Below are 26,377 nucleotides of genomic sequence, written 5' to 3' on the forward strand. Positions count from 1 at the left end.
ACAAAATTTAACGCAGCTGAAAGAATAGTAGCACAAAAGGTATCATTCTAAATTTTTTATCTTTGTAAACATCAAGTTTTACACAGACACAAGACCGAAAAATATATGATTAAAGACTTTTTCGACAGGCCATTTACCTTAGACAGACTATCTAAAATCTTCTTTTCCGTACTGTTTGCGGCGTTGGGAATATTTCTGTTCCAAAAGTTATCGGGCATATTGATCCCTTTTATACTGGCATGGGTCATCGCACATCTGCTTATGCCGTTGGTTTACTTCTTCGAGAAGAAACTCAAAATACGCTCACGGGCTCTCTCGGTACTTACGGTTCTGATCCTTGTTGGGGGAACAATTTCGGGAATAATCATAGCTATATGGCCCTCTTTAACGGCAGAAGCGAATAAAGCATGGGAGTTACTCCAGACGTATGCTTCGTTTGAAGCCTTAAAGAGCATCCTTCCACCGAGTGTGGTAGAGCAGCTGGAACAGTATCCCGATGTGGCTTCGGTGATGAATGAGTTCAATATGGAGAACCTGATCAAGACACTCCAACAGTTCTTAAGCAAGTCTGTCTCTATTCTTGCAAGCACGTTCTCCATCATCATGAGTACGACAGTGGTTTTCCTATTCCTCCTTTACCTCATCTTTATCATGCTGGACTACGAAAGGCTAAATGCCGGATTCATGAAGCTGATACCGGATCATCTGAAGCCATTCGTGATAGAAATGGGACACAATGTAGAATACTACCTGACCAACTACTTCAAAGGGCAGTCTCTTATAGCCCTTTGCGTGGGCGTACTACTGTCTATAGGCTACTCTATACAAGGGCTTCCTCTCGGTATTTTACTGGGTATGCTGATCGGATTGCTGAATCTGGTTCCATATCTGCAAATATTGGGACTGCTTCCTATCGTCTTTCTTTCAATGCTGCATAGCGCAGAGACGGGTCAGCATCTGGGCATAGTCCTCGCAATATCTTTGGGCATACTTCTTCTGGTACAGATTATCCAGGATACGTTCCTCACTCCGCGCATCATGGGAAAGACCATGGGAATGATGCCTGCCGTTATCCTTATTTCTCTATCCATATTCGGGTATCTGTTCGGACTGCTTGGAATGGTGATCGCTCTCCCTGCAACAATGATTCTGTACACCTTCCACATGAAATATATCGTGGGCAAACCGGTGGAAAATCTTGAACTTGAACAGAAGAAAGCCGATCCGCTTTGGAGCAAAATAGTAAAGAAAACAAGGAGAAAGAAATAGATTTTTGAGTAGAGGTATTGGAGAATTAAAAATTTCTCTCTACCTTTGCGCTGCAATGAAGTGATTCATGCGCTAGTTTTTCATTTGATTTTCATAATTGACAGGTGGGATTCGCTAGCTCAGTAGGTAGAGCACATCCCTTTTAAGGATGGGGTCCTGGGTTCGAGCCCCAGGCGAATCACCAAGAGAGGTGGAATTCGGGAGAATTCTGCCTCTCTTTGGTTTTTATAAGCACCTAACGCTTGCCAGATGAAGAGAGAAAGCGCCAGAATCAGAAAGCAATAGACTTTTTTCGTAACTTTGGACTCTTCTTTTTTGATTCCTTACATATATCTTCCACAACATGATTCCAAAAGAAAAGCATCCGCATATCTCTACCATGATTCCACACTTGTGGGAATTATTGGCTCAGAATGAGAAAGAATTTTTTCAGATCTACTCTGCTTTTGAACAGGTAGCCCCGAAAGAGATACTACTCGAAGAGGGGATGATACCGGAGTATTGCTATATCCTTATTCAAGGACAGGTAAAAGTAACAATGGAATCTTACGGGGGGAGAAGGCATATCGTCAACCTTATCTGTCCGGGGAAGCTTTTCGGGTATCGCACTTTCTTTATGGGAAAGCCGAGTGCAGTCCGCATCTCTGCTGTGGGTGCAAGCCTTGTTTATAAATTTCCTTTGACAGTCTTGGAGGATATTGCAAGAGAAAATCCCAAAGTAAGCTACTGGCTGATGCTGGAAAGCTATCGGGACATATTCTTAAGCGACAGAAGATCGGTAGGGTTGCTGGTCAAGCAATCCCGCGCACGCATGGCAGAAGGACTGCTGTTACTGAAAGAGATGTACGGACTCAAGCCGAACGGTTCTTTGAATATCAATCCGACCAGAAAGGATATGGGCGAACTTTCCAACATGACCATCAGCAATGCGATACGTACTCTCAATGCATTTGAAGAAGAAGGTCTCATAAAAATGGAAGGTCGGGAGATTACAATACTCAACGAAAAAAGCATCGATGAGATAGCACGAAAGGGTTAAATCAACGCATCAAGAGCCGTTCCCGAACAGAAAGGATAAAAGTGATGGACAAAAGAAGCGAAGCATTGGAGCATCTTCCGGTAGGACGACTACTAAGGCAGTTTGCCGTTCCGGCTGTGGTTGGAACGATGGTAAACTCGCTTTACAATGTCGTGGATAGAATGTTTATCGGAAATGGTGTCGGCAGCTTGGCAATATCCGGACTGGCTGTAACATTTCCCATCATCATATTCCTTCAGGCTATGGGAATGCTCATCGGTTCGGGAGCATCTGCAAGGGTCTCCATTTTGCTCGGAGCAAAAAAAAGAGAGACAGCGGAAGAGCTTTTGGGCAATGCTTTTCTCCTCACGCTCCTGATCAGTCTTCCGGCCACACTGCTCTGTCTCATCTATCTGGACGATCTCCTTTTGGCTTTCGGCGCAAGCTATCAGACCTTGAAGTATGCTCGCGAATATCTCATAATAGCACTGCCCGGCAATATCTTTGCAAACATTGCTTTCAGCTACAATGCGGTAATGAGAGCGGCAGGCTATCCCTCCAAAGCCATGACGACAATGCTTATCGGAGCCATATCGAATATTATTCTGGATCCGATCTTTATCTTTGTCTTCAACATGGGAATAGCGGGAGCAGCATGGGCTACCGTCATATCCATGTTCATCAGTATGTGTTTCGTCGTTACTCACTTCCTGAGTAAGAGCAGCAACATACAGCTTCGCATAAAAAACTTCAAACTCAAAAAGAGACACATCATCGCCATCCTCTCCATCGGTATGGCGCCTTTCTCCATGCAGCTGACCGGCAGTCTCATCACCGTGATCCTCAATAAAAGTTTGGCACAGTACGGAGGAGACTATGCGGTGGGGGCGTATGGCATACTGAGTAGCTTCGCTATGCTTATCCTGATGTTGTGTTTGGGTGTTTCTCAAGGTATGCAGCCGATTGTCGGTTATAACTATGGAGCCGAACTCTACCACAGAGTAAAAGAGGCTTCGTGGCGATCTTTCGGCTTGAATATGAGCATTGGTCTCGTTGGCGGACTATTGGGTGTTCTCGCTCCGAGCCTCATCGTACGAGGCTTTACATCTGATCCCAAACTCATGGATCTCACTATATATGCTGTCCGGGTATGTACTTTTCACTTCGCCGTTGTCGGTTTCCAAATCACCACAACGCAGTACTTTCAGAGCATTGGCAGGGCAAAAGTCTCCATGCTTCTCTCTCTTACCCGTCAGATTATCTATCTAATTCCGCTGTTATTGCTGCTTCCTCCCATTTTGGGACTCAAAGGAATCTGGTTTTCACTCCCCATATCCGATATACTAGCAGCGATGACAGCTTTTTTTGTGTACTTGTACCACTATAACAAACGCATCAAACCGGCTTTATGAAAGTATTCCTCATGTCCATTGTAGGGCAGACTCTCATCATGTTATACCTGCTCTACAAAGTGAATCAGACCTCTCTCAAAAAAACAAAATGGGGAAAGGTGATCATGGCACTTCTTATCCTGATGTATCTTTTCTTCCTCGGAGTATATATTGCTCGTAAATCCATACCATGGGAGAGCTTCGGGCAGATCATGTATTTCCTTAACAACTACTACGTTATCATTCTCATATACAGCTTTATCATTGCTCTGATAGGCTTGGGAACGCGCATTGCGCTTCTGCTGTTCCGCAAGAGGTGGAACGTCTCCGCTGAAAACAAACAGCGGTGGTACGGCTACATGATGCTCCTGTCTCTTCTGCTCCTCATACTGGCGTGCAATAAAGGCTATCGCAATACGATGGAGCCGATCGTCTCACGCTATGAAGTGAAGATTGCAAAGCCCTCTCCCGGACAAGAGAAGCTCCGAATAGCTCTGGTAACGGACCCTCACATCGGAGAGATCATGGGCTTGAGCAGCATAGAACGTCTGGCTAAAATGGTCGAAGCAGAGAAGCCCGATATTTTTCTCATCGGCGGAGACATCTTCGATTATGACCTGAGATATGGAGAGAAAGAGGGCGTAAAAGAGACCTTGAAATCCATCAACAGCAAGTACGGCACCTATATCGTAATGGGAAATCACGAGTACCGAGGCGATGTCGAGGGCAAAAAGGCTTGGCTTCGAGACGCAGGAATGCTTCTGATAGACTCCCTCATCACTCTTCCCGGTACGGATATACAGCTGCTCGGAAGGGATGATCACAACAACCCCGACGGGCGTGCCTCTTTCTCTGAGCTGGCAATGCGCTATCGCATAGACCGCAATAAACCTCTGCTGCTACTCGATCATCAACCCCGTCAGATAGACGAAGCTCAGAGTTTGGGCATAGATCTTGCAATGTTCGGACACACTCATGGCGGACAGTTTATACCTTTCCGCTTTCTTGTACAGCTTGCTTTCAAGCAGATCGAAGGCATTTCACGGTACGGCAATACCACGGTGGTGGTCTCTTCCGGATATGGAGTGGCGGGATCGCCGTTCCGTGTCGGCACACGTAGCGAATTGGTTATTATAGATGTCGAATTTCAAAAATAACTTATCCCGTCCTGCCATTTTTGGTCGGATGAAATAATAGCACTAATTTTGTAAGCTTCAATAAAGTAGGATATTAAAACACATCATATAAGAGTATGAACATAACAATAAAAGAGAAGAGCGGTATCAAAGCCATCTTTGAAGTGGTTATCACTCCGGAAGACTACAAACCGGGAGTAGAAAAAGCCCTTAAGCAGATCAAGAACAACGGTAACTTCCAAGGTTTCCGCAAGGGTAAAGTGCCTATGGCAATGGTACAAAAGCTCTATGGTATGTCTGCCAAAGTAGAAGAAGTTCAACGTCAAATCAGCGAAGGAGTAGATAAAGCCTTGAGAGAAAACGAGCTTAAAGTGCTCGGACAACCCATGGTTACGGACAGCACTCCTGCTATCGACTTTGAGAAGCAAGAGACTTTCGCACTCGACTTTGAAGTGGCTCTTCGTCCGGAAGTAACCAATCTTCCCACAAAAGAAGACAAGCTGCCATACTACAACATAGAGCTTACAGATGCAGATATAGATGCTCGCATCCAAGAGATACTTAAGTCCAACCCTCGCTACGTAGATGCAGAAGTGGTGGAAGTAAACGACATCATTCGCGGAACAGTATGCGAGCTTGACGCAGACGGTAAGCCTCTCGAAGGCGGATTGCGCAAGGAAGAAAACGCCATGCTTCTTGTCTCCATGATCAAGAATGAAGAACAGCAAAAGCTCTTCATCGGCTCATCTCTCAACAGCGTTGTGGTATTCGATCCTGCCACTGCTTTCGGTAGCACAGTGGAGTTTGCATCACTTCTCGGTCTGAAGAAAGAAGAGGTGGAAGGCAACCAATCCCAGTTCAGCTTTGAAATCCAAAAGATCACTCGCAGTGAAGCGGCAGAGCTCAACCAAGACTTCTTCGATGCTCTATTCGGAGAGGGTGAGGTAAAGAGCGAAGACGAAATGCGTGCAAAGCTGAGAGAGATCTACGGCAGACAGAACGAGAACGACTCCATGTATAAGTTCCAACTCGATACAGAGTCTTACATCAAAGAACATAAGGCAAACGCCATCGCACTGGATGAAGAACTCCTCAAGAAGTGGTACAAGACTACCGAGCAGGGAGCAAAGATGACGGACGAAGAGTTTGAAAAGTCTATGCCTCGCTTCTTTGAAGACATCAAGAGCTACATTTACAGAGATGCAATCCTTACGGCAAATAATATCGTAGCCACAGAGGAAGACACTCTCAACTCTGCAAAACAGATGGCAGCGATGCAGTTTGCACAGTATGGCATGAACAACATCCCAGAAGATGTGCTTGCCAACTACGCCAAGACGCTTATAGAAAAGCCTGAAAGCCGCAACCAGATCAACGATCAGATCGAGAGAAGCAAGTTTGCCGCTTGGATGAAAGACCAGGTAACACTTGAAGAAAAGAACGTTACGGCAGAAGAGTTCAAGAAAATGTTTGAACCGGCAGAAGCATAATCTTCTCCCGCCACAGATAACAATACCGGACTCCGATAACCAAACTGCACCCCGAAAGTTAGGAACAAAACTTTCGGGGTGCAGTTTCTTTTGAGCCGTCAGCCCGGAAATCCTCCGTCCGAAATACAGATTAACGCACACCATAAAGAGACCTTTGAAGCAGATAAGCTGCTGTGCAAAGATCTTCTTACGGCTATTTGGGGTATATTTGCACCAAGATCAACAAGACCACACAGATCATGACACAAAAAACAAAGTACGTAATCGCCTACCTGATGGTAACAATACTGATAGCTGTAATAATAAGGTTTATCATCGAAATGGGTTGGCTCTCCCGCACTTCAGGAGTTATCGTTTTCATTATGATTGTCGCATCGGATCTCATAGGCAGATACACTCGCAAAAGAGTGGAGAAGAAAAAAACGTGCGAAGAGCAATCCGATCTTCCGAGATAGTTTTCAGCCCCCGAAACCACCCTTCATTTTTATATATTCCATCCCGAAAAATACTCACTTTTTTTTCGCTCTCTATTTTGATCGGAGGGAGTGTTTTCAGAGCATGACCGAACTGTTAAATTCGGGCTGTTTTATTAACACGATTTTTGATGCAGGTTTACTCAAAACGCTAAAGCAGTANACTGTTAAATTCGGGCTGTTTTATTAACACGATTTTTGATGCAGGTTTACTCAAAACGCTAAAGCAGTATATTTTGTCGGCTTAAAGTATTTAACGAAGTCGGTAAACGTATTTACCGATTTCATTTAATATGTTTACCAGATTCGATTAAAGTGTTTAGCCAAAATAATCAAGACACTAAATATCAGCAGATTACCTGTTTTTACCCTAAAATGCCTCTGAAAAGGCAAATTTCTTTATTAGGAAACGTTCACAGACAAAGGCGTTAAAATTTACACCTATTAACGCGAAAAAGCCCCATCAAACGGACTGAGAAAAAATTTTTTCCAAATTCGAGAAAATCTGTATCACTTTGGGATAAAAGATCTTACGACATTACGGCTTTTCTTCCATAATGAAAAGAGAGAAAAAAGAAGAGATTTTTAGGAGCTTTGGAGGAGGTCATTTTTATATATTCCATCCCATCAGAAGCTCTTTTCAGCCGAGCCTCTGTACCCGCTTTTCCATAAGAAAAATGGTGCAAATCTTGTGAGCAAATATCGCCGAGCCAATCAGCGCACGACGATTTCGTCCGTAAAGATCCACTCACCCCTGCTTCCTGCCTTGCCAATAATACGCAGGTAACGCGCCTTAATCTTTCCCTCCCACTTCCAATGCTCTATGAAAGAGATTGTTCGAGGCTCTTTCGGATGCTCTTTTCGGAAGATTTCCACAAAGTTTTTCCCATCTGTCGAAGCCATGATACAGAGTTCTTTTGGCAGATAGATCCCTGCGACATCCGCTTGGAGGAAGTCCATTCCGATGGATTGTAGTGTAGATGTTTTACCAAGATCAAGAGTAAGGTCGAGGCAATTCTCTCCCAGGAAACCCTGCCAACGTCCATCGCCGTGCTGCCAGTTACCGCGAAGTCCGTCTACCAAAGCCTGTTCACCGCCGGCATTATAGGAAGGATAGAAAGGTTTGTGATAGATGACCTTCGCCCCCGAGGCCTTGTGGACGACAGGCTGAAGAGTCTCCGGACGATCGCCTTGCTCATGTTTCAGGTCGAATGTATTCACGTTGTTTCGGCGCAGATGCTCTGTTTGTTCCAACGCCCAAGCTCTGAACACCTCATACGGCGGACGCTTATCTCCCAGACGTCCGACCTCTGCAATCGCGAGCATACGAGGGTAGAGCATATACTCCAGATGCTGAGGTGTAGCTACGTATTCCGTCCAAAGGTTTCCCTGCACGCCGAGTATCCCTTTCGGCAGCTCCATTTCCCAGACACGTTTCAAGGGGAGATAGCCTCCGAAAGATCGGGGTTGAGACTGTGGTGCATCTTGTGCATAGTCCAGATAACAATATTGCGACGGGGAGAAAATAACGTCATAACCTTTTTCCAATGCACGCTGCACCTGCTTGACATCGCGCCAAACCATGACGATGCTGCCTTCGGGGAGAGAGTCGCACAGGGCATCGTCCCAGCAGACAGGCTTACGACCGTGAGCCGTGACACGACGCATGGCATAGCTTACGATATGGTCTTGGAGTTCGTCGGTGCTTTTCAGCCCCAGCCGTGAAGCCATCTCCCGGCAACGGGAGCAAGTGCGCCAGTGTGTCTTGCCCGCTTCATCGCCTCCGATGTGGATATAATCCGAAGGAAAGATCCTCACGACCTCGTCTATGAGATGGTCTATGAACTTGTAACAGGCAGGATTGGAGGCACAGAAGTCTGCCTGCGCCCCATCGTTCCCAACGCACTTCAGCTCCGGATAAGCCGCCATCACCTCTTCGCTATGCCCCGGTATCTCCACTTCGGGAACGATCATGATGCCTCGTTCATTGGCATAAGCGATGAGGGCTTTCAGTTCGGTCTCGGTGTAATATCCGCCATAGGCGCCGGGTGTTCCTTCCGGGAGGTATCGGCGATCCCCTTCTCCCCACCACTTGTCCCAGTCGCTCTCGGTACGCCATGCCGACAGCTCGGTCAGACGAGGATATCCGGACAATACAAAACGCCAGCCTCCGGCATCGGTCAGATGCAGATGCAGGCGATTGATGCCGTAGGAGGAGAGGATGTCTATCTGCTTTTTCAGCACATCCACACCGAAGAAATGACGCGAAACGTCTATCATGCAGCCCCGCCATTCGTAGGCATTCGGGGAGCTTTGATGCAATACTTGTGCGGATACGGTGTGCCATTTTGCCAAGAAGAGCCATAGCAAAACTGCGGGAACAAGGAGAGTAATACGAGATTTCATGATGAAAAATTGGGGTAACGATATAATGTTTATAAACGGAAGCAATGTAGCATTTATTTTGGAGATAATTATCAACCTGAAAAACGATAATTACTAAACCGAGAACGGTAATTACTAAACCGAGAAATGGTAATTACTAAATTGGAGAACGGTAATTACTAAACCGAGAAATGGTAATTACTAAATTGGAGAACGGTAATTACCATTCCGAAGAACGATAAAAAGCACCTAAGCTTTCGTTTGAAAGCTTAGGTGCTTTTTCAGATAAGTAATGACCGAAAGTATTACTTCTTATTCAATTGCTCTTGGAGAGTCTTCACTGCTGCACGCAGCTGTTGATCGTCATCGACAAGGTATTGTTCCGGTGTATTATAAACCAAAACATCCGGTTCGAGCTGTACGTTTTCCAGCGGTTTGCCATCCAAATCGGAGCATGTTACCTGCGGAATACCGAAGACCAAAGTAGGATCTATCTGGCTTTCCCACCATACGGCAGTCATGGTTCCCGGTACGGGCGCACCGATCAGCTTACCCAATCCGAGCGTCTTATAGACATAAGGGAAGCCGTGAGCGTTGGAGTAGTTGCCCTCGCTCATGAGTACGGCAGACGGCTTGGTCCACTGAGCGAAAGGATCGGAGCCGATATATGTGCCACGAGGCGTGAATCGGGAATAAACCTTTCCGCTCAAAAGGATAGCCAAATCTTCATGCAGCCAGCCGCCACCATTGAAGCGGGTGTCCACGATAACGGCATCGCAATGACGATATTTACCCAAAAGCTCCTTGTACATCTTGCGGAACGACGGGCTGTTCATCCCCTGAATATGGATGTAAGCGATGCGTCCGTTCGACCATTTATTGACCATTTCGGTACGCTTCTCTACCCAGCGTCTGTATAGAAGTCCGTTCTCTGCCGATTGTGAGATGAGGCGGACGTACTCTTCCGTTACCTTTCCGCTCTTTGCATCCTTGATGGTAAGAAGCACTCGCTTTCCAACCTTGCCGTTGAAGTATTGCTCTATGGGCATATTGCGTAAGATCTTTTCGCCATCTATGCTTTCGATGATAGCTCCGGGCTTGGCATTGCTCGCTGCATTCTTGAGAGGACTGCCCGGCATTACCTCTGCAATCTTGAGCCCGTCGCCTGTATAAGATTCGTCATAGAACAGACCAAGACTTGCCGTAATCTGTGCAGAGACGGGAGCTCCGTATCTTGCACCGGTGTGAGAAGCATTGAGCTCGCCAAGAATTTCGGACATCAGCTCGGCAAAGTCGTAGTTGTTGTTGATGTAAGGCAAGAACTTTCCATAGTTCGCAGAGTACATTGCCCAATCCACGCCATGAAGATTGACGTCGTAGAACTTATCCTGTACCTGCTGTACCATGTGGCGGTAAATATACTCACGCTCCTGTGTCTTACGAAGTTCGTATGGCGCAGAGAATGTTACAGGAGTCTGCTTGGTTCCGTCAATCTTCTTGATACCGGAAGAAGTAGCTACAAAGAGAGTGGTACCATTCTTACCCATGAACAGAGAACCGGATCCGATGTTGGGGATAAGTACTTTGGTAGAACCTTCGACAAGATTGATTTCGTACAGATTGAACGCATTGTCTACAAGACCAATATAGTAAAGGATTTCTCCCTTTGGCTCTATAACATAATCTGTCTGCATTCCGGACGTTCTGGTAAGACGAACAGTGAGATAATCTCTGTCTTCAAGCTGGAATACCAAAGGCTTTTCGGTCTTCTTCTCTTTATCGTCTTTCTTGGCTTTGGACTTTTTGTTCTTATCCGCACTCTTTTCGTCTTCTTTCTTCTTATCGACATCAGAAATCTCTGTCTTTGCCAATTCGCGCTCTTCTTTAGAACGGATAAACTGATCGTACGCTTCTCTATCCAAGAACATCAAATAGATGTCTCGCTCTGCTCCCCAGCTACCATGGCTTCTATAACCGGATCTGTCCGAAGAGAAAAGAACCGCTTTACCTCCAAGTACAAATCGTCCTCTGATATCAGAGTAACCACTCTCAGTAAGGTTGTGTACCGTTCCACTACCATCTGCTTTGAAAATAGCAACGTCTTTATTGTTCCATCCTCCAACGCCGATATAGTTCGTTATAATCCACTTGGAATCCGGACTCCACTCAAACCACTGATCACCGTCCGAATAGGAATAGTCGAACACTTTGTCCTTTATCAATCGCTCTTTATTTGTGGCAAGATTAAGCACCACAATAGCAGAACGATCTCTCAAAAACGCAATCTCTTTTCCATCCGGACTGAACTTTGGATCAAAAGAGGGATACGGACTATCTGTCAACTGAGTCTCTTTCAACTCCCTGGCATAAGTAAAGCTCTTGTCATCTTTACGGACCAGTTCTGTCATGAAAAGATCCCACTTGCCGTTGCGCTCCGAAGCATAAACAATCTTTCTGCCATCGGGACTGAATGTAATGTTTCTTTCTTGTTGAGGAGTATTGGTGATACGCTTTGTGGTTTTGTAGTCTACAGATGTTACGTAAACCTCTCCACGAACAACCATTGCAATCTCTTTATTATCCGGAGAAAGTGCCATACTGCTGAGACCGGATGAGAGATTAAAATGCTGCACTTCCGGAGTTGTATAGTCCGCTACAATCTCAATATCAACCTTTCGAGGCTGCCCACCCACAGGCATATAATAGAGTTCGCCATTCCAGGAGAAAGAGAGATTGCCCAAGCGGTCTGCAGACATATAGCGCACAGGATGATGCTTAAACGTGGTAAGCTGAACATCCTTTCCTCCGGCGAGTGCACGCTTGTAGATATTGAGTGTTCCATCCTGCTCGGATGTATAGTAGAAAGCATCTTCATTTGCCACCCACTGTGCATTACGGTCTTCGCCGACAAAAGAAGTGATCTTCTTATACCCTCCGTCTTTGCTGTAAAGCCAAATATCTCTCGTTACAGATGAGGTGTGATGCTTGCGGAATGGATCTTCATACCCTTTTCTATCTGTATAGAGGATTTTCCCATCTCTGATAGATGGTTCTTCCATGGTAATGGCACTGAACATCTTGGCTCTACCTCCTGTAATAGGAATAGTATAAAGCTGAGAGAAGACTCCCGTTGGGAACAGTCCGACCTCTTTTGCAGGACGGATATTGGCACGATAAATAACGTTATGATTGCCGTCAAAAGCAACAGGAATTTCCGAAGAAGAGTTAAACGTAAGGCGTTTGGCCTGTCCTCCTTGCGAAGTAGTAAGATAGACATTCATCGCACCCTCACGATCCGAAGCAAATGCAAGGTTCTTGCTGTCCGGAGACCATACCGGAGCTGTATCGTAAGAGGGATTGGAGGTAATCTGTGTGGCGCGTCCTCCGGAAACAGGGACAGTGAAAATATCCCCCTTGTAAGTAAATGCAATGGTCCGACCATCGGGCGAAAGTGCCGTTTGACGCACCCACATCGGAGCCTCTTGAGCAGAAGCAAAAGCACTCAAGCCTAAACCGGCGAGTAGAGATAATGCAATCTTTCTTTTCATAAGAGTGTTATTGTTAAAGTATAAGTATGTGTTAATGCCTTGTTTAGAACAGGGCAACAAAAAAGTCTACAATCTGCTGCCAAACCAGATAACGCACAAGTTTTCCGGCAAGCATAAACAGCGCAACGCTCCAAACATTGGCACGAAGAAGACCAAGAGCTATTGCAAAAAAGTCTCCCACTCCGGGTAGAAATGCCCAAAAGCCCATCCAACTGCCTCGACCTTGAAGCCATGTAGTTATCTTCTCCAGACGTTGCGGATTTACTCGGAGATACTTAATAATCCACTCCTTCTTCCCTTGCGCTCCAAGCCAATAGCAACTCATACCTCCAAGCCAATTACCCAGGGTTGCAGCAACAATGCACATCCAATAGTCCGAACCGGCAAGCAATACTCCGGAGAGTACCACTTCGCTCGAAAAGGGTAGGATGGTAGCTGCAAGAAATGCGGCAATGAATACTCCCAAGTATCCGTATTCTATGAGAAAGTCCATGTTGTATTCAATAAATTTTGTACGCTCGAATAAAGCAAAAAGAGATATGGCAGCAGTATCAAACTGCGTAAGATCACACCCTTCGCTTGGGTCAGACAATATCCCGAAAGTATAGAGATATAGAAGGCACAGCAAAGGTATAGAGATGCCCCCTCAGGCTCATAAAGGAGATGAGCGATATAGAGAAGGATAACCAAACGAATGTGTATATCAATGGTAAACCGCTGTCTCTCCAAAGATCTTGGCAGCATTCCGGTTGTTTGCACCACTATCATAATGATAAGCGCAATCAGAGGAAGCTCCCTCAAGAGAAACTGTTGAGAAAATATCCGGTAGGATTGGAGATTCTTCACTAAATCGCCCGGTAAAAGAAGGTAATGAACTACACTATCCTTTAGAACCTCTATACCGGAGAAGATATATATAATCAGAGCAGAACACCAAAATATGGAGAAGATCCCCAAAATAAGTGCCCCTATCTGTTTTTTATGCAGAAGTTCCAATCGCCTAAGTACCCTAAAAATAATAGGAAGCAGGATAAAGAAGACCGGATGGATATGAGCAAGCAGGGCAATGAAGATTCCCGTGTCAAACATCGCAACTACTCTCTGCTTGCGGCCATAACTATTCAGACCTATCTCTACAAAGAAGAGTAGAAGATATGTACTCAATAAAGAGAGAGTCCAGACCGAAATATCCCTAAAAACAGCACCGGCAAGGAGTGTAAACAACAGAGGAACGACAAATGCCTGAGAGCGTCCTCCGTAGTATATCAGTCCGTGCCGGCGCACAAAAAACAGGGTCAAAACAAACACAATACCAAGCACCCACGGAGTAAGAAACTCGTAAGTAGAAAAGCAAAAACGAATCTGTTCTAAAGCTTTTTGTGCCGGTAAAGCGATGTTTGTTATGTCCAAGGTATCAAATCTTTTCCTATATCGGATCTATTATACTTGTCTGTAAAAGAGATTAACGATGTGGCTCGATAGCTCTTATCCAATGCCTTCTGAAGCGTAGGGGCTATGCCGGTACATGCCAACACTCGTCCTCCTGAAGATAGAAGTTTACCGTCTGCTCCTTTAGTACCGGCATGGAAGACAACCACTCCGTCTCCATTTTCTGCCGACTCTATTCCGGCAATCTCGTATCCTGTTTTATATTCTTCCGGATACCCCCCGCTGGTCATGACAACAGTGGTGGCATACTCCGCAATCTCTTCCAATGATCCGGAAGACAACGTTTGGTCTTTCAGTTTGATAAGATGTGGCAGAAGATCTTCTCCAATTCTCGGCATTACCACTTCCGTTTCGGGATCTCCCATTCTGCAGTTGTACTCTATCACATAAGGGTCTTTCCCCTCACAGATCATCAAGCCGATAAAAACAAAGCCCTTATAGTCCAACCCCTCTCGGTTGAGTCCCTCTATGGTAGGGCATACCACCTGTTCCTCTATACGCTTTTTGAGTTCCGAAGAGAGGAATGGAACGGGAGACACAGCACCCATCCCTCCGGTATTGAGGCCTTTATCTCCATCGCCGATACGCTTGTAATCTTTGGCATAAGGCAGCAACATATAGCCTTTGCCATCGGTCAAGACAAAGCAAGAACACTCTATACCGGAAAGATACTGCTCTATCACAACCTTATTGCCGGCATTGCCAAACTTTCCGGTAAGCATCTCCCGAAGTTCTTTAAGAGCTTCTTCCAAAGAAGACAAAATCAACACACCTTTACCGGCAGCCAGTCCATCTGCTTTTAGTACATAAGGAGCGGAAAGAGAGGCTAAAAATGCTTCTCCCTGCGCTATGTTTTCAGAAGTTACGGTAAGATACTTTGCCGTTGGGATTCCATATTTCTGCATGAACTCTTTTGCAAAATCTTTACTCCCTTCAAGCATTGCACCTTTAGCGGATGGTCCCACGATATGAAGCCTTTCAAGCTCTTTTTTCTCCTTGAGAAAGTCAACCAGACCATCCACAAGAGGTTGCTCCGGACCTATGACCACAACATCAATATCCTTCTCTTGTATAGCAGAGCAGATGGCATTAAAGTCGGAAAGCTTTATGCCCAACTTCTCTATACCGTTTCTTTCCGTTCCATTTCCGGGAGCAAGGTAGAGATGATCTGCCAAAGAGCTTTGCCTTAGCTTCCATGCAAGAGCATCTTCTCTTCCTCCACTACCGAGAACAAGTATGTTATGCTTTGTTTTTGCCTGACTCATTTCCGTATATTTTTAAGATGATCGTCAAAATATCTGGAGATCGTAAAGTACAAGTGTACTCTTTGAGAACCTCGAACATTGTGTTCATGTCCCGGATAGACCATGTAGTCCGGATATGTTCCGGCATCTACTGCTGCTCGTACAAATTGTATGCTGTGTTGCCAAACCACGGTAGGATCAAGGTCTCCATGTATAAGGAGTAGCCTGCCTTTAAGATCGCCTGCTCTTTTAAGAAGATTGTTGGTATTGTATCCTTCCGGATTGCTTTGAGGTGTATCCATATAACGCTCCCCATACATCACTTCGTACATAGACCAATCCATGACCGGTCCACCGGCAACACCCACCTTAAAGATATCCGAGTGTGTCAGCATAAGGTTTGTAGTCATAAACCCTCCATAACTCCAGCCGTGTACTCCAATCCTATCCGGATCGACGAAAGGAAGAGAAAGAAGATACTCCACACCTTTCATCTGATCTGCCATCTCTACTTCTCCAAGTCGTCTGAACGTAACGTTTTCAAACTCCAATCCTCTATTGGCTGAACCTCTACTATCCACCGTAAATACAACATATCCATTTTGTGCCATGAATATATCCCATCCACGATTCAGGCTATTCCATGAATTTGTCACAAGCTGGGCATGAGGACCTCCATATACATAAACAATTGTAGGCAGTTTCTCTCCCGGTTTGATGTCTTTAGGATAAGTGATCTTATAGTGAAGGTCATACTTCCCCGAAGCATCTTTTATGATACCTCTTTCTACATTGGGCAAGCGAAAATCTGCGATAGGGTTCTCACTCTTGAAGAATGTCTCTTTTTTCCACTTGTTACCTTTGAGTGTATAAATATCTTCCTGACCGGGAATAGTTTGAGACGAGAATCGGTCAAAGATTGCCGTAAGTCCCGGATTGAATAGAGCAGTATGATATGCAGGAACGGAAGTGATCAGCTCCATCTTTCCACTCGGGATGGCTACACGAGCAACTTGTCTTTCCGTCGGATTATTGATATTGCAGGTAAAGTAGGCATACTTATGATCTGCGGACAATCCGTGAAAATCGGTAATCTCCCACTCTCCTTTAGTAAGTTGTTTGCTCTTAGCTCCATTCTTGGTAAACAGGATAAGATGCTTAAATCCGTTGTTTCGGGAAAGTCTAAGAAAGCTGTCCTGCTTCTTGCTGTTCAGAGGGATAATAGGGTCCGAGGGCTCTATATACTTTGGGTGAGTCTCCTGAAGGATTTCTCTTACCTTTTCTCCCGTACGGACATCATACACCACCAAAGAACAGCGATTTTGCTCCCTGTTCACTTCATCTATATAAAGGTATCTGTCGTCCGGGCTCCAGGCAAGATTGGTAAAATATCTGTCCTCCGGTGCACCGGTCTTTAAGTAGATGGTCTTTTGGCTTTCAAGATCATATATTCCTACCGTAACATGATGGCTCGCCATCCCTGCCATGGGATACTTTATGGGAGTATGTTCCGATATTCTTGCTGCCGTATTTACCAACGGATAGTCTGTAACCATACTCTGATCCATTCTGTAAAAAGCAAGAAGACGTCCGTCGTGAGACCAGAACATACCATCATTTATTCCGAACTCGTTACGATGAGGCACCTCACCATAGACCACTTCTCGCGATCCATCCGGAGTGATCTCTTGTGGTTCGGCATCGGGATAGATGATATATACTTTATGGTTGGCACTCTGAGATATTGCGCCCTTCTCCGTCGAGTGATAGAGCTTATCCCCTCCCGGCACACTCTTGTACTTTGCCAGTATCTGTTTCCCGTCATTGGAGATATGATAAACGAAAGAGGGGTGATATGCTATGAGATAAGAGCCTTTTGCCCCTGGGGAGATGGCATACGGCATCTCCTCTTCCCCAGTCAAAGATTTCCAGCTGTCGGGGGTCAGGAATGGTCGATGTTTGCTCACATCGGAAAGTGGAGCAGCTACCCAGATATTATCTCTCTTATAGATAAAATGAGTATTGGTAAGCAGAGGACGTGCTGTGCTTTCCGGCACTATCGTGTGAGACTCTTTTCCTCCCGGAATAAGTTGATCCAACGTAAACGTTTTCATCTGTGCTGTGGCTTTTCCGCCTAAAAGCAGTATCAAAAGTAGAGATACGCTCAGGGTCTTTTTCATCTTCTCTTAAAATGTTTGGATATATGACTTGTCTGTTATTCTTTCTCTTCCTGTATATGTTTTCGGCGAGGACGGAAGCGCACTTCGTTCTCTCTCTTGGGTGCTCTGCGTCTCTCGTCATCGAAATGAGCTATCCTACGAGGTCTGAACTCTCTGCGAAACTCTTCTATCTCTCTTTCGGAGCGAGACAGTTCGGGTTCCTCCCGCTTCTTATCTGTTTTGGCTCCAAAAGTGCGGGGCTTAAATGCTCTCTTCTCTCCCTCTTCCTGCTTCTTGAAATCGCCTTTTCTTCTTCCGCTTTTCTCACCATCTCCGGAAGATTGTCCTTTTGAAACGGAGTAACCTCTGGTTTTGAACTCCGACTCCTTAGAAGATTTTCGAGATGGTTTTTCGGGAGACTTTTCCAAAAACTCGCTTCTCTTTCCCGAAAATGTCTCATAGCCTCTCAGCTCGCACTCCAAAGAACCGTTGAAAAGCACCTCTTTGAAAAATGGCTTAAGACCGATCTTCCACAACCCCTCCTTGGATGAAGAGATAACCCACGCACGATACCCCGTAAAGGTATGCTTGAGTTTAGATCCAAGCACACTATATGTCTTTTCCAAATCTTCCGGACGAAGCCGCTCTCCATACGGAGGGTTTGTCATAAGCATCGGCGGCTCTTCTCCCGAAGATAAAGCCGGGACTTGTTCCGGCAAGACGTCCGATATATCGGACACAACAAAAGAAATATCCTTCAAAACACCTGCATATTCGGCATTTTTCTTGGCTGCAACTATCGCCTTTGGGGATATATCCATCCCCACAACGGGATGATTGAATGGTTTCTCCTCCCATTCATCCAGAATGGAGCTCAGCAACTCTTGGTCGAAATCTTTCCATCTCTCGAAAGCAAAACAGGGACGGAAGATACCGGGAGGTATCCCCTTCGCCATAAGAAGTGCTTCTATAAGGATGGTACCGCTACCGCACATCGGATCCACAAAGGCACTCTTGCCTTCCCAACCGGCAAGAAGCAGCATCCCGGCAGCCAAAACCTCCGATATGGGAGCATCTGTCTGAACTTTCCTATACCCTCGGATATGAAGGCTTTCACCGCTGGAATCGAGAGCGAGTGTTACGGTTGTATGCGAGATATGGAGATGGAATAAAATATCAGGGTTACTCACCGAAACATTGGGTCTGCGTCCCTGCAGATCCGAGAAGTAGTCGGCAATGGCATCTTTCGTTCTGTAAGCAACAAACTTACTGTGTGTAAAGTGATCCGAATAGACCACGCTGTCCACCGCGAAGGTAGATTTGGGATCCAGATAGTTGTCCCAAGCGATATGCTCATTGAGATAGTCATAAACCTCATCTGCATTTGTCGCCTCGAATGTGGCAATCGGGACAAGGACTCTCAATGCTGTACGAAGATGAATATTGGCTTTGTACAGCAGCCTTTTATCTCCCTTAAAATAGACCACGCGTCTACCTTTTTCTATCTCTTCGGCTCCAAGTTCCTGCAACTCTTTGCAGAGTACTTCTTCCAGACCGTGCAAGGTCTTCGCCATCATCCTGAATTGTTCTCTTTCTTCTATCTCCATCTATCTATTTCTATTAAGCAGGCTATCGTTCCGATAGTTTGACAACAGTTGTATAAAATCACAGAAATCCTCCTCTAAGCCAGACAAACAAAAGCCCCCATCTTGACGCCGATATATTTGGCGAGGGATATGTACTTCTCCATTATCTCTGCCGGCACATCCGGAGTACGCGAAAGGATCATCGCTTCCGCTGCGGTGCGTCCTATTATAAGAGCCACGCTGTAAGCTTCATCTACCGCAACAACATTGTATCCACGATAAAACGGTCCACAAAAAGATACTCTGAGTGCACCGCGAGAGGAAGAACCGCGAAACAGCACATGCCCTACCGAGCGATGCCAACGCTCCTTGCTCGCCTCGCAGTAGCTCTTCAAGACTTGCATGGAGCCATCCGGAAGAATGGAAAAGTCGTAGCTCAAATTCTCTCTACAAGAAGAAACCCACTGGGGTGTACCTGCCACCACAAGCCATGAGCCGACAAACTTTTCCGGCTCAAAAGAGTCTATCGGATATGCTCTTGCCGGTTTTACTCTACCCCACTCCCTGTATGCCATATAGCCCAATGCTCCGACGGCAAGAGTTATGGCTGCTTTAGTTCTTGTTTTCATGGACTAAGACTCTATTATTTACCTCTAAAGGTAGTCATTATTCTATACTTACACTTGTCCGAATAGGATCATCGTACAACTCTTGCAGGCGTTTAAGCTCCTGCTTAAGCTCTTGTGTTACCGCTTCGTAGCCGGGATCACCATAGAGGTTGTTCATTTCGGAAGGATCGGTCTTTAGGTCATACAGCTCCCAGGCATCTATATCCTTGTAGAATCGGATCAGCTTGTACCGCTCGGTACGAACGCCGAAGTGGCGACGCACGGCGTGCTCTCCCGGAAATTCATAGAAGTGATAGTAGAGCGACTTTCGCCAATCTTTGGGGGCTTTCTTGCTTGAAAGCAACGGCATCAGCGATACTCCCTGTATATCTTCAGGTATCTCCACTCCGGCAATATCCAGCATCGTTGGGGCAAAGTCTATGTTCTGTACCAACTCAGATATCTCTCCTCTCTTACCATATCCCTTCGGAAGTCTTACCAATAGAGGGGTAGAGAAAGACTCTTCGTACATGAATCGTTTATCGAACCAGCCATGCTCACCCATGTAGAACCCTTGATCCGATGTGTAGATCACGACCGTATTTTCAAGCAGTCCGCTCTGCTCCAGATAGTCCAGCACTCTACCCACGTTGTCGTCCAGGGACTTCACCGTCTTGGCATAGTCTCTCATGTAGCGTTGGTACTTCCACTCGGCAAGCTCTTGCCCTTGAAGTCCGACGGAGACAAACTGCTCAATGATCGGATTGTAATGCTTATCCCATGCTGCTCTCTGCTTCGGAGTCATTCTTTCCATCATTCCCGGATACCATCCGCTGAGTCTGGATCGTTTCCCTTCCCGGTATATTTTAAGGTCATAAGCCAAGTCCATATCCCTGTCGCTGGCTATGCTCATCTCCTGCTTGGCTGCGGCGGGGCGACCCTCGTAGTTATCGTAGAAGTTGGCAGGCAATTCAAACACCTTATCCTCGTACAGCGCAAGATCCGCAGTATCTGCCATCCAGTTTCGATGCACGGCTTTGTGATGCAGGAAGAGGCAGAACGGTTTGTCTTTGTCTCGTTTGCTGTCCAGCCACTCCAGCCCCAAGTCTGTGGTAACGGTGGTTACATATCCTTCATACTTCGTCTTTCCGGCAGCAGTGATGAAGTCCGGATTGTAATAGTCTCCTTGTCCCGGCAATATCTCCCAGTGGTCGAAGTGACGAGGCTGGCTATCCAAGTGCCACTTACCGATCATCGCCGTCTGGTATCCTGCCTTTTGCAAAAGTTCCTGAACCGTCTGCTGATTGCCGTCAAAAGTGGTATGGTTATCCTTCTTACCATTCTTATGGCTGTGCTTCCCGGTAAGAAGACATGCTCGACTCGGTCCGGAAATAGAGTTTGCCACGTAAGCATTGGAAAATAAGACCCCCTGCTCCGCTATCCGATCCAGATTGGGCGTACTGATATGACGCCCGTCATAACAGCTCATCATCTGTCTGGTATGATCATCGGTCATGATATACACAATGTTCAGAGGCTTATTCGATTCTCTCTTTCCCTCGGCAAACAGCTTTGCCGGAGCCACCATCGCAACACCCGAAAGGGGCAGCAACACCACTTTATAGACACTCTTCATCTATGGATCCTTTGAAAAACATTAAACTTGTACCACAAAGATAACCTTAATCGCCCTAATGGTAATACATCCGATACCGGAACGAAAAATTTTCTGCACACAAAAGGAAGAGAATGAGTCTGAAAGGGAGAAAACAGAGTCCCCCTTCTTTCTTCTTTTAGATATACTCACAACTTACTCCAAACCTGTTTACAACCAAGACTTAACACGTTCAGAGCCGAAAATCAAGGCTTGACTTCTGCAAATCAAAGCATGATTTGCACCAATCGTGGCTTGACGGCTGCAAATCGAGATTCGGTTTGTAGATTTATACCGCTTTAGTACAACTCTTTATCCTGTTTACAACCACTTTTAAGAGTTTATATTCGGAAAAAACAGGTGCAATTCGGCTTCGTTTATAAGAGTTCATATCGTAAATTAGACTATCTTTAGGTGTCGTAGAAAGAGGTAAAACTTCCTCTCACAATACCGAGCAAAGACACTTTTCCTAATGAATGAAAGCACGATAGAGAAGCTGAAAACGCTTGCAGAAGCTGCAAAGTATGATGTATCCTGTGCATCCAGCGGTTCTTCTCGCAAGAATACAAAGGGCGGAATAGGTAACGCTTCGGGGTGGGGTATTTGTCACAGCTTCACTCCGGACGGACGTTGCATCTCTCTATTCAAAGTATTGCTGACCAATCACTGCATATACGACTGTGCCTACTGCTCCAACAGAAGAAGCAATGACGTGCAGCGAGCCATGTTCACGCCCGAAGAGCTGGCAGAGCTGACTATTGAGTTTTACCGCAGAAACTATATCGAAGGGCTCTTCCTAAGCTCCGGAGTGATACGCAATCCGGACTATACGATGGAGCAGATGCTGCGAACAGTGAAGCTACTAAGAGAGGTGTACGGATTCAACGGCTACATTCACATGAAGAGCATACCGGGAGCGAGCCGGGAATTGGTAGCCAAAGCAGGAACGTATGTGGATCGGATGAGTGTAAATCTGGAGATTCCGTCCGAAGAGAACCTGAAAATCCTCGCCCCGGAAAAGGATTATGCCGGGGTGTTCGGACCTATGCGTTTTATCCAACAAGGGATGTTGGAAAGCGTCGAAGAGAGAAAGAAGTTTCGCTCTGCACCGAAGTTTGTTCCTGCCGGGCAGAGTACACAGATGATTATAGGTGCCACTCCGGACAGCGACAAGCAGATACTGACCCTCGCATCCGCCCTCTACAAACGTCCTTCATTCAAACGGGTTTATTACTCCGGCTATATCCCGGTCAATACGAATGACAGCCGTCTTCCGGCTCTGCTCTCTCCGCCACTGGTACGAGAGAACAGACTCTATCAGGCAGACTGGTTGATGAGGTTCTATAACTTCAGTGCGGATGAGATTGTGAACGACCGGCATCCGGACTTGGACTTGGATATAGATCCGAAGATGAGCTGGGCACTTCGGCATCCGGAGTATTTTCCGGTGGATTTGAGTACGGCTCCTTATGAATTGATACTGAGGATACCGGGAATAGGAGTGAAGTCCGCAAAGCTGATTATCGCTTCAAGAAGATTCGGGACACTCTACTCTTTTCAGCTGAAACGAATGGGAGTGGTGATGAAAAGAGCACAATACTTTATCATTTGCCGAGATCTCCCGATGCGCACCATCAACGAACTTTCTCCCGAATACGTTCGCAAGCAGGTCGCAGAGAAAAAAGAGAAGCAGGCATTGGCTGCAGCAATGCAGATTCCTATAAACTTCGGAGAGTGATAACAGCCTGAAAACAGACAGAAGAAGGATGGCGATATTTCTTTACGACAAAACACTCGACGGGTTGCTCTCCTGCATCTTTTTCTCCTATGAGCAGAAGATTGTACCGGAAGCCATCCTTTCGCAAGACGCACAAAGGTCTTTTCTCATGGACGAGGTATACACCATAAGCGCAGACACAAAAAAAGCCGGACGTGTATGGTCCGGCTTGGAAAAGAAGATCTCTAAGATTGCTCAAAACATGCTTCTCTTGGTGTGGCTGTCGGAGCTGCCTGAAGTGGAAATGCTTCTATTCAGATACATCTGTAAGGTGATAGATGCCCCTAAAGGCTATGAAATGAACTTCGGAGACGAAGACGTAATACGGGTAAAAGAGATTACAAGAAAGGTTGCAGGAGAATCGAGAAAATTCATCCAGTTCGTCCGATTTCAACGAACGGCAGACAACATCTATTTTGCCCCCATAGCTCCCCGTTTCAATATACTCTCTCTTATCGTTTCTCACTTTGAGGCAAGATATGCAGACCAGCAGTGGATCATATATGACACGAACAGAAACTCCGGCATCTACTACGACAAAGCAACAACACGCTATATCTCATTCTCCGAGAAAGATTTTACTGCTCTCAAAAGCGGCATAATAGAAGAGGAGAAGCTGTCTGACGAGGAGATTTTATTCCAAAAAATGTGGAAAGAATACTTCCAAAGCATCACGGTAAAAGAGCGCATCAATCTCAAACTTCAACGCCAAAATATGCCGAAACGATACTGGAAGTATCTGACGGAGATGCAGTAAAGGCTACAAAATCTACCTTTTCAAGGACATTGAACAGGGAAGTATCGGCTATTTGCTTTTACTTCCTCATTTAACTTATTTAGTTAGGTATTATCTTTGGCTCAACTCCACAATTGGATGTTCCGATAACCCCAACAACACTATTCCATACCCATCTGGATCTTAAAACCAGACCTCTCATATCTCACTCGTTCGTTAAAGAATGGAGCTTTGTTCAGAGGTATTTGATTTGCACTTAATCGTTCTACTGCCTCTGTATTGCTTACGATAATAAGTATCAGTTGTGGATTTTTCTTCTTTATCTCAGATAGAGATATATTCTTAGTATTCAAATTAACTATCAAGGGTCTCTGTCCAAAACTTTCATACTAAAGGCATTATCACCTTTTCTTTGTCACAAGCTTATAGGTAAATAAAACCAATGGATCGGATAAGTCCCAACTCTTTAATTCTTCAAGTAGTAAATCTTGATGCTTTTTTCCTATATCTCTCAAAGCATTTCCTACAGATTTTCTCAGGTATTTGCTTGGATGAGCCTTATGTTTGCTGATAAGTTCGATAGCTAATAATGGTCTATCCTTGAAGAAAGGGCGGCTTGTCCATATTCTCAATCCCTCTGTTACAGCTCGGATAATGTTAGGATTTTCTGCATTCATCCACTCTTCAATAAGGGGTAGAGATGCTTCATAACCTCTTTTTCTACATATCTCATCAAAAGCTTTTGCAAGCATCTCTTGGACTCGCCAGTTCGTATCCATACTGACTATGTCTTTCAGATACAAAAGAGCTGCCTGATTACTCACAGCTAAATGCCCTAAGATAACAGTAGCCAACATTCGAACTTGATAGCTATCTTTCTTAAATAGATCAAGAGCTATATCGAAACAATGCTCATCTCCATACAGCAATATGATTTCTTCTGCTCCTTCATTCACATGTTTGAAGCCGTGTTCTATCTCTACTATTCTATTCAAAATAGTATCAATTTTTCTACTATTAGCTCCTCGACTCGTCACCATAATCGTCACAATCAATCCTCTAAAAGTACAACAAAGGGTTTATTATCGCAAAAACAATTTTTTCTTTAATGATAAATCCCTCTTTCTCGTATCATAAGGACGACATGTTAAGTGAAGTAATTATTTCAATTAGGAAGGAAACAAATTTATTCAATACTGATAGAGCTAAGCCAAAAAGATTCTTTCTTACAGTTGAAGCACACCGAAGAAGATAGAAACTGAAACAGCAAACCTATAAAAACAAAGGAGAGAAACAATCCCCGTCATACGGTTCATACCTCTCTCCTTCTAGCTAAGTGGCGACTACCTACTTCTCCTATTTGTGTATTCCAGAAGTATGGAAAAAGAAAAAGGGATTAAAGAGAATGGAGAATATACGCCCCATACTCAAGAACAACCTATATGGAAAGAGAAAAAGGATTGAGGAAGAGGAAAAGTAGCTATTCCATCTCTATTTTCATACAGGGAAGGATAAGAAGAAAGAGGATTAANAGAGGAAAAGTAGCTATTCCATCTCTATTTTCATACAGGGAAGGATAAGAAGAAAGAGGATTAAAGAGGAGAAAGAAGGAAGCTCGTATGTGTCTTAATACAGAGGAGGAACGGAGTGAAAAGAATTAAAGAGAAGATAGCAAAGAGTTCCATTGGTATTTTCATACGGAGTGGAGAAAAAGAAAAAAACGATTGAAGAGGAGAAAAGAAAGAAGAAGCAAAATCTGTAAACCTCCAAAAACAAAGGAGAGAGCCACGTTCCTGTTACGGTTCATGTCTCTCTCCTTCTCTTCAAGTGGCGGCTACCTACCCTTCTATTTGCATATTCCTTAGAAGCATGGAAAGAGAAAAAGGATTGAAAAGAAGACAACAGTAAAGCCATATCTATTTTCATCCGAAGGAAGAACAAAATAAAAATCAAAGAGAAAGCAGTGAAAAGTTTCCGTCTGTATTTTCATGCGGAATGGCGAAAAGACAAAAAGGGGGTAAAGAGAAGAGAAGAGAAGAGAAGAACAAACCGGCCAACCTATAAAAACAAAGGAGAGAGCCATGTCCTGTTACCGTTCATGTCTCTCTCCTTCTCTATATAAGTGGCGGGCGTGATCGGGCTTAACTGCTCTGTTCGGAATGGTTAGAGGTGGATCCCCGATGCTATAGCCACCTTTATTGGCTTCGCAAGTCCGTCGGCGTCTTTGTTTCCCTTGTCTCGTTCGTTTCCTTTTCCGACTTCTTCACTATCTCTTTCTCGTGTCAGAAGTATATCTTCCCACACTTCTTCCACGCTGTATGTCTAACATATACGGAGAAAAGAACATAGTCCTAAAACTACAACACCCTTTAATTGAGAGATCTTCTCAATATAAGCGTTCGGGAGATTAGTACCACTCGGCTGAATACATTACTGCACTTGCACCTGTGGCCT

General features: G+C 45.1%; 18 protein-coding genes, 1 tRNA gene and 1 other annotated feature. Of the genes, 9 read left to right on the plus strand and 10 right to left on the minus strand.

The features are described from left to right. Positions 1-105 precede the first annotated feature (105 nt). The 7 genes from HQ29_RS09165 (at position 106) to HQ29_RS09195 (ending at position 6,759) form a co-directional block, all read left to right on the plus strand. Complete coding sequence (locus HQ29_RS09165; protein ID WP_036869378.1) at positions 106-1,269, plus strand: AI-2E family transporter; 1,164 nt, start codon at positions 106-108, stop codon at positions 1,267-1,269. Positions 1,270-1,377: 108 nt separating this feature from the next. Continuing rightward, positions 1,378-1,453 (plus strand) — tRNA-Lys (locus tag HQ29_RS09170). Between the two features lie 159 nt (positions 1,454-1,612). Further along, a complete protein-coding gene (locus tag HQ29_RS09175; protein WP_052110400.1) occupies positions 1,613-2,308 on the plus strand; it encodes a Crp/Fnr family transcriptional regulator in 696 nt (231 codons plus the stop codon). 44 nt (positions 2,309-2,352) lie between these two features. Next, complete coding sequence (locus tag HQ29_RS09180) at positions 2,353-3,699, plus strand: MATE family efflux transporter (protein WP_394332372.1); 1,347 nt, start codon at positions 2,353-2,355, stop codon at positions 3,697-3,699. Next, the gene (locus HQ29_RS09185) at positions 3,696-4,835 is read left to right on the plus strand and encodes a metallophosphoesterase (RefSeq protein WP_036869380.1); all 1,140 of its coding nucleotides are present in this window, start codon (positions 3,696-3,698) and stop codon (positions 4,833-4,835) included. Before HQ29_RS09180 ends, HQ29_RS09185 begins: the two co-directional genes overlap by 4 nt. A gap of 95 nt (positions 4,836-4,930) precedes the next feature. Continuing rightward, positions 4,931-6,304, plus strand: coding sequence for a trigger factor (gene tig, locus HQ29_RS09190; protein WP_036869383.1), 1,374 nt, complete (start codon positions 4,931-4,933; stop codon positions 6,302-6,304). Between the two features lie 239 nt (positions 6,305-6,543). After that, entirely contained in the window at positions 6,544-6,759 is a 216-nt protein-coding gene (locus HQ29_RS09195; protein WP_152565542.1) for a hypothetical protein, read from the plus strand. Between the two features lie 732 nt (positions 6,760-7,491). Here the strand turns inward: HQ29_RS09195 and HQ29_RS09200 are convergent. The 9 genes from HQ29_RS09200 to HQ29_RS09240 form a co-directional block, all read right to left on the minus strand. Continuing rightward, complete coding sequence (locus HQ29_RS09200; protein ID WP_036869385.1) at positions 7,492-9,183, minus strand: family 20 glycosylhydrolase; 1,692 nt, start codon at positions 9,181-9,183, stop codon at positions 7,492-7,494. A gap of 284 nt (positions 9,184-9,467) precedes the next feature. Further along, on the minus strand, positions 9,468-12,710 hold the full coding sequence (locus tag HQ29_RS09205) for a S41 family peptidase (protein ID WP_036869387.1): 3,243 nt from the start codon (positions 12,708-12,710) through the stop codon (positions 9,468-9,470). A gap of 43 nt (positions 12,711-12,753) precedes the next feature. Next, positions 12,754-13,203, minus strand: coding sequence for a YqaA family protein (locus tag HQ29_RS09210; RefSeq protein ID WP_036788366.1), 450 nt, complete (start codon positions 13,201-13,203; stop codon positions 12,754-12,756). Continuing rightward, on the minus strand, positions 13,188-14,120 hold the full coding sequence (locus tag HQ29_RS09215; protein WP_036865264.1) for a hypothetical protein: 933 nt from the start codon (positions 14,118-14,120) through the stop codon (positions 13,188-13,190). Before HQ29_RS09215 ends, HQ29_RS09210 begins: the two co-directional genes overlap by 16 nt. Further along, positions 14,111-15,424, minus strand: coding sequence for a phosphoribosylamine--glycine ligase (gene purD, locus HQ29_RS09220; protein WP_036869388.1), 1,314 nt, complete (start codon positions 15,422-15,424; stop codon positions 14,111-14,113). Before purD ends, HQ29_RS09215 begins: the two co-directional genes overlap by 10 nt. Beyond that, positions 15,421-17,583, minus strand: coding sequence for a S9 family peptidase (locus tag HQ29_RS09225; protein WP_036869390.1), 2,163 nt, complete (start codon positions 17,581-17,583; stop codon positions 15,421-15,423). The genes purD and HQ29_RS09225 overlap by 4 nt, the downstream gene beginning before the upstream one ends. A 35-nt stretch (positions 17,584-17,618) precedes the next feature. Then, the gene (locus HQ29_RS09230; protein ID WP_036869392.1) at positions 17,619-19,169 is read right to left on the minus strand and encodes a THUMP domain-containing class I SAM-dependent RNA methyltransferase; all 1,551 of its coding nucleotides are present in this window, start codon (positions 19,167-19,169) and stop codon (positions 17,619-17,621) included. Between the two features lie 74 nt (positions 19,170-19,243). Continuing rightward, entirely contained in the window at positions 19,244-19,777 is a 534-nt protein-coding gene (locus HQ29_RS10010; RefSeq protein ID WP_052090053.1) for a lipocalin family protein, read from the minus strand. 37 nt (positions 19,778-19,814) lie between these two features. After that, positions 19,815-21,392: a sulfatase family protein gene (locus tag HQ29_RS09240; protein ID WP_036869395.1), complete on the minus strand. Its 1,578-nt coding sequence runs from the start codon at positions 21,390-21,392 to the stop codon at positions 19,815-19,817. A gap of 490 nt (positions 21,393-21,882) precedes the next feature. On the opposite strand from HQ29_RS09240, the gene HQ29_RS09245 reads away from it, so the two are divergent. Next, on the plus strand, positions 21,883-23,148 hold the full coding sequence (locus tag HQ29_RS09245) for a putative DNA modification/repair radical SAM protein (protein WP_036869397.1): 1,266 nt from the start codon (positions 21,883-21,885) through the stop codon (positions 23,146-23,148). A 28-nt stretch (positions 23,149-23,176) separates the two neighbouring features. Beyond that, positions 23,177-23,944 (plus strand): TIGR03915 family putative DNA repair protein, encoded by a 768-nt coding sequence (locus tag HQ29_RS09250; protein WP_036847727.1) that lies wholly within the window; start codon positions 23,177-23,179, stop codon positions 23,942-23,944. 380 nt (positions 23,945-24,324) lie between these two features. Here HQ29_RS09250 and HQ29_RS09260 read toward each other — a convergent pair whose 3' ends face one another. Next, entirely contained in the window at positions 24,325-24,963 is a 639-nt protein-coding gene (locus HQ29_RS09260; protein WP_036869401.1) for a DNA alkylation repair protein, read from the minus strand. A gap of 1,077 nt (positions 24,964-26,040) precedes the next feature. Next, positions 26,041-26,120 (minus strand) — a sequence feature (5S ribosomal RNA rRNA prediction is too short). Positions 26,121-26,377: the final 257 nt, after the last annotated feature.

The organism is Porphyromonas canoris, from assembly GCF_000765975.1.
GTDB lineage: Bacteria > Bacteroidota > Bacteroidia > Bacteroidales > Porphyromonadaceae > Porphyromonas_A > Porphyromonas_A canoris.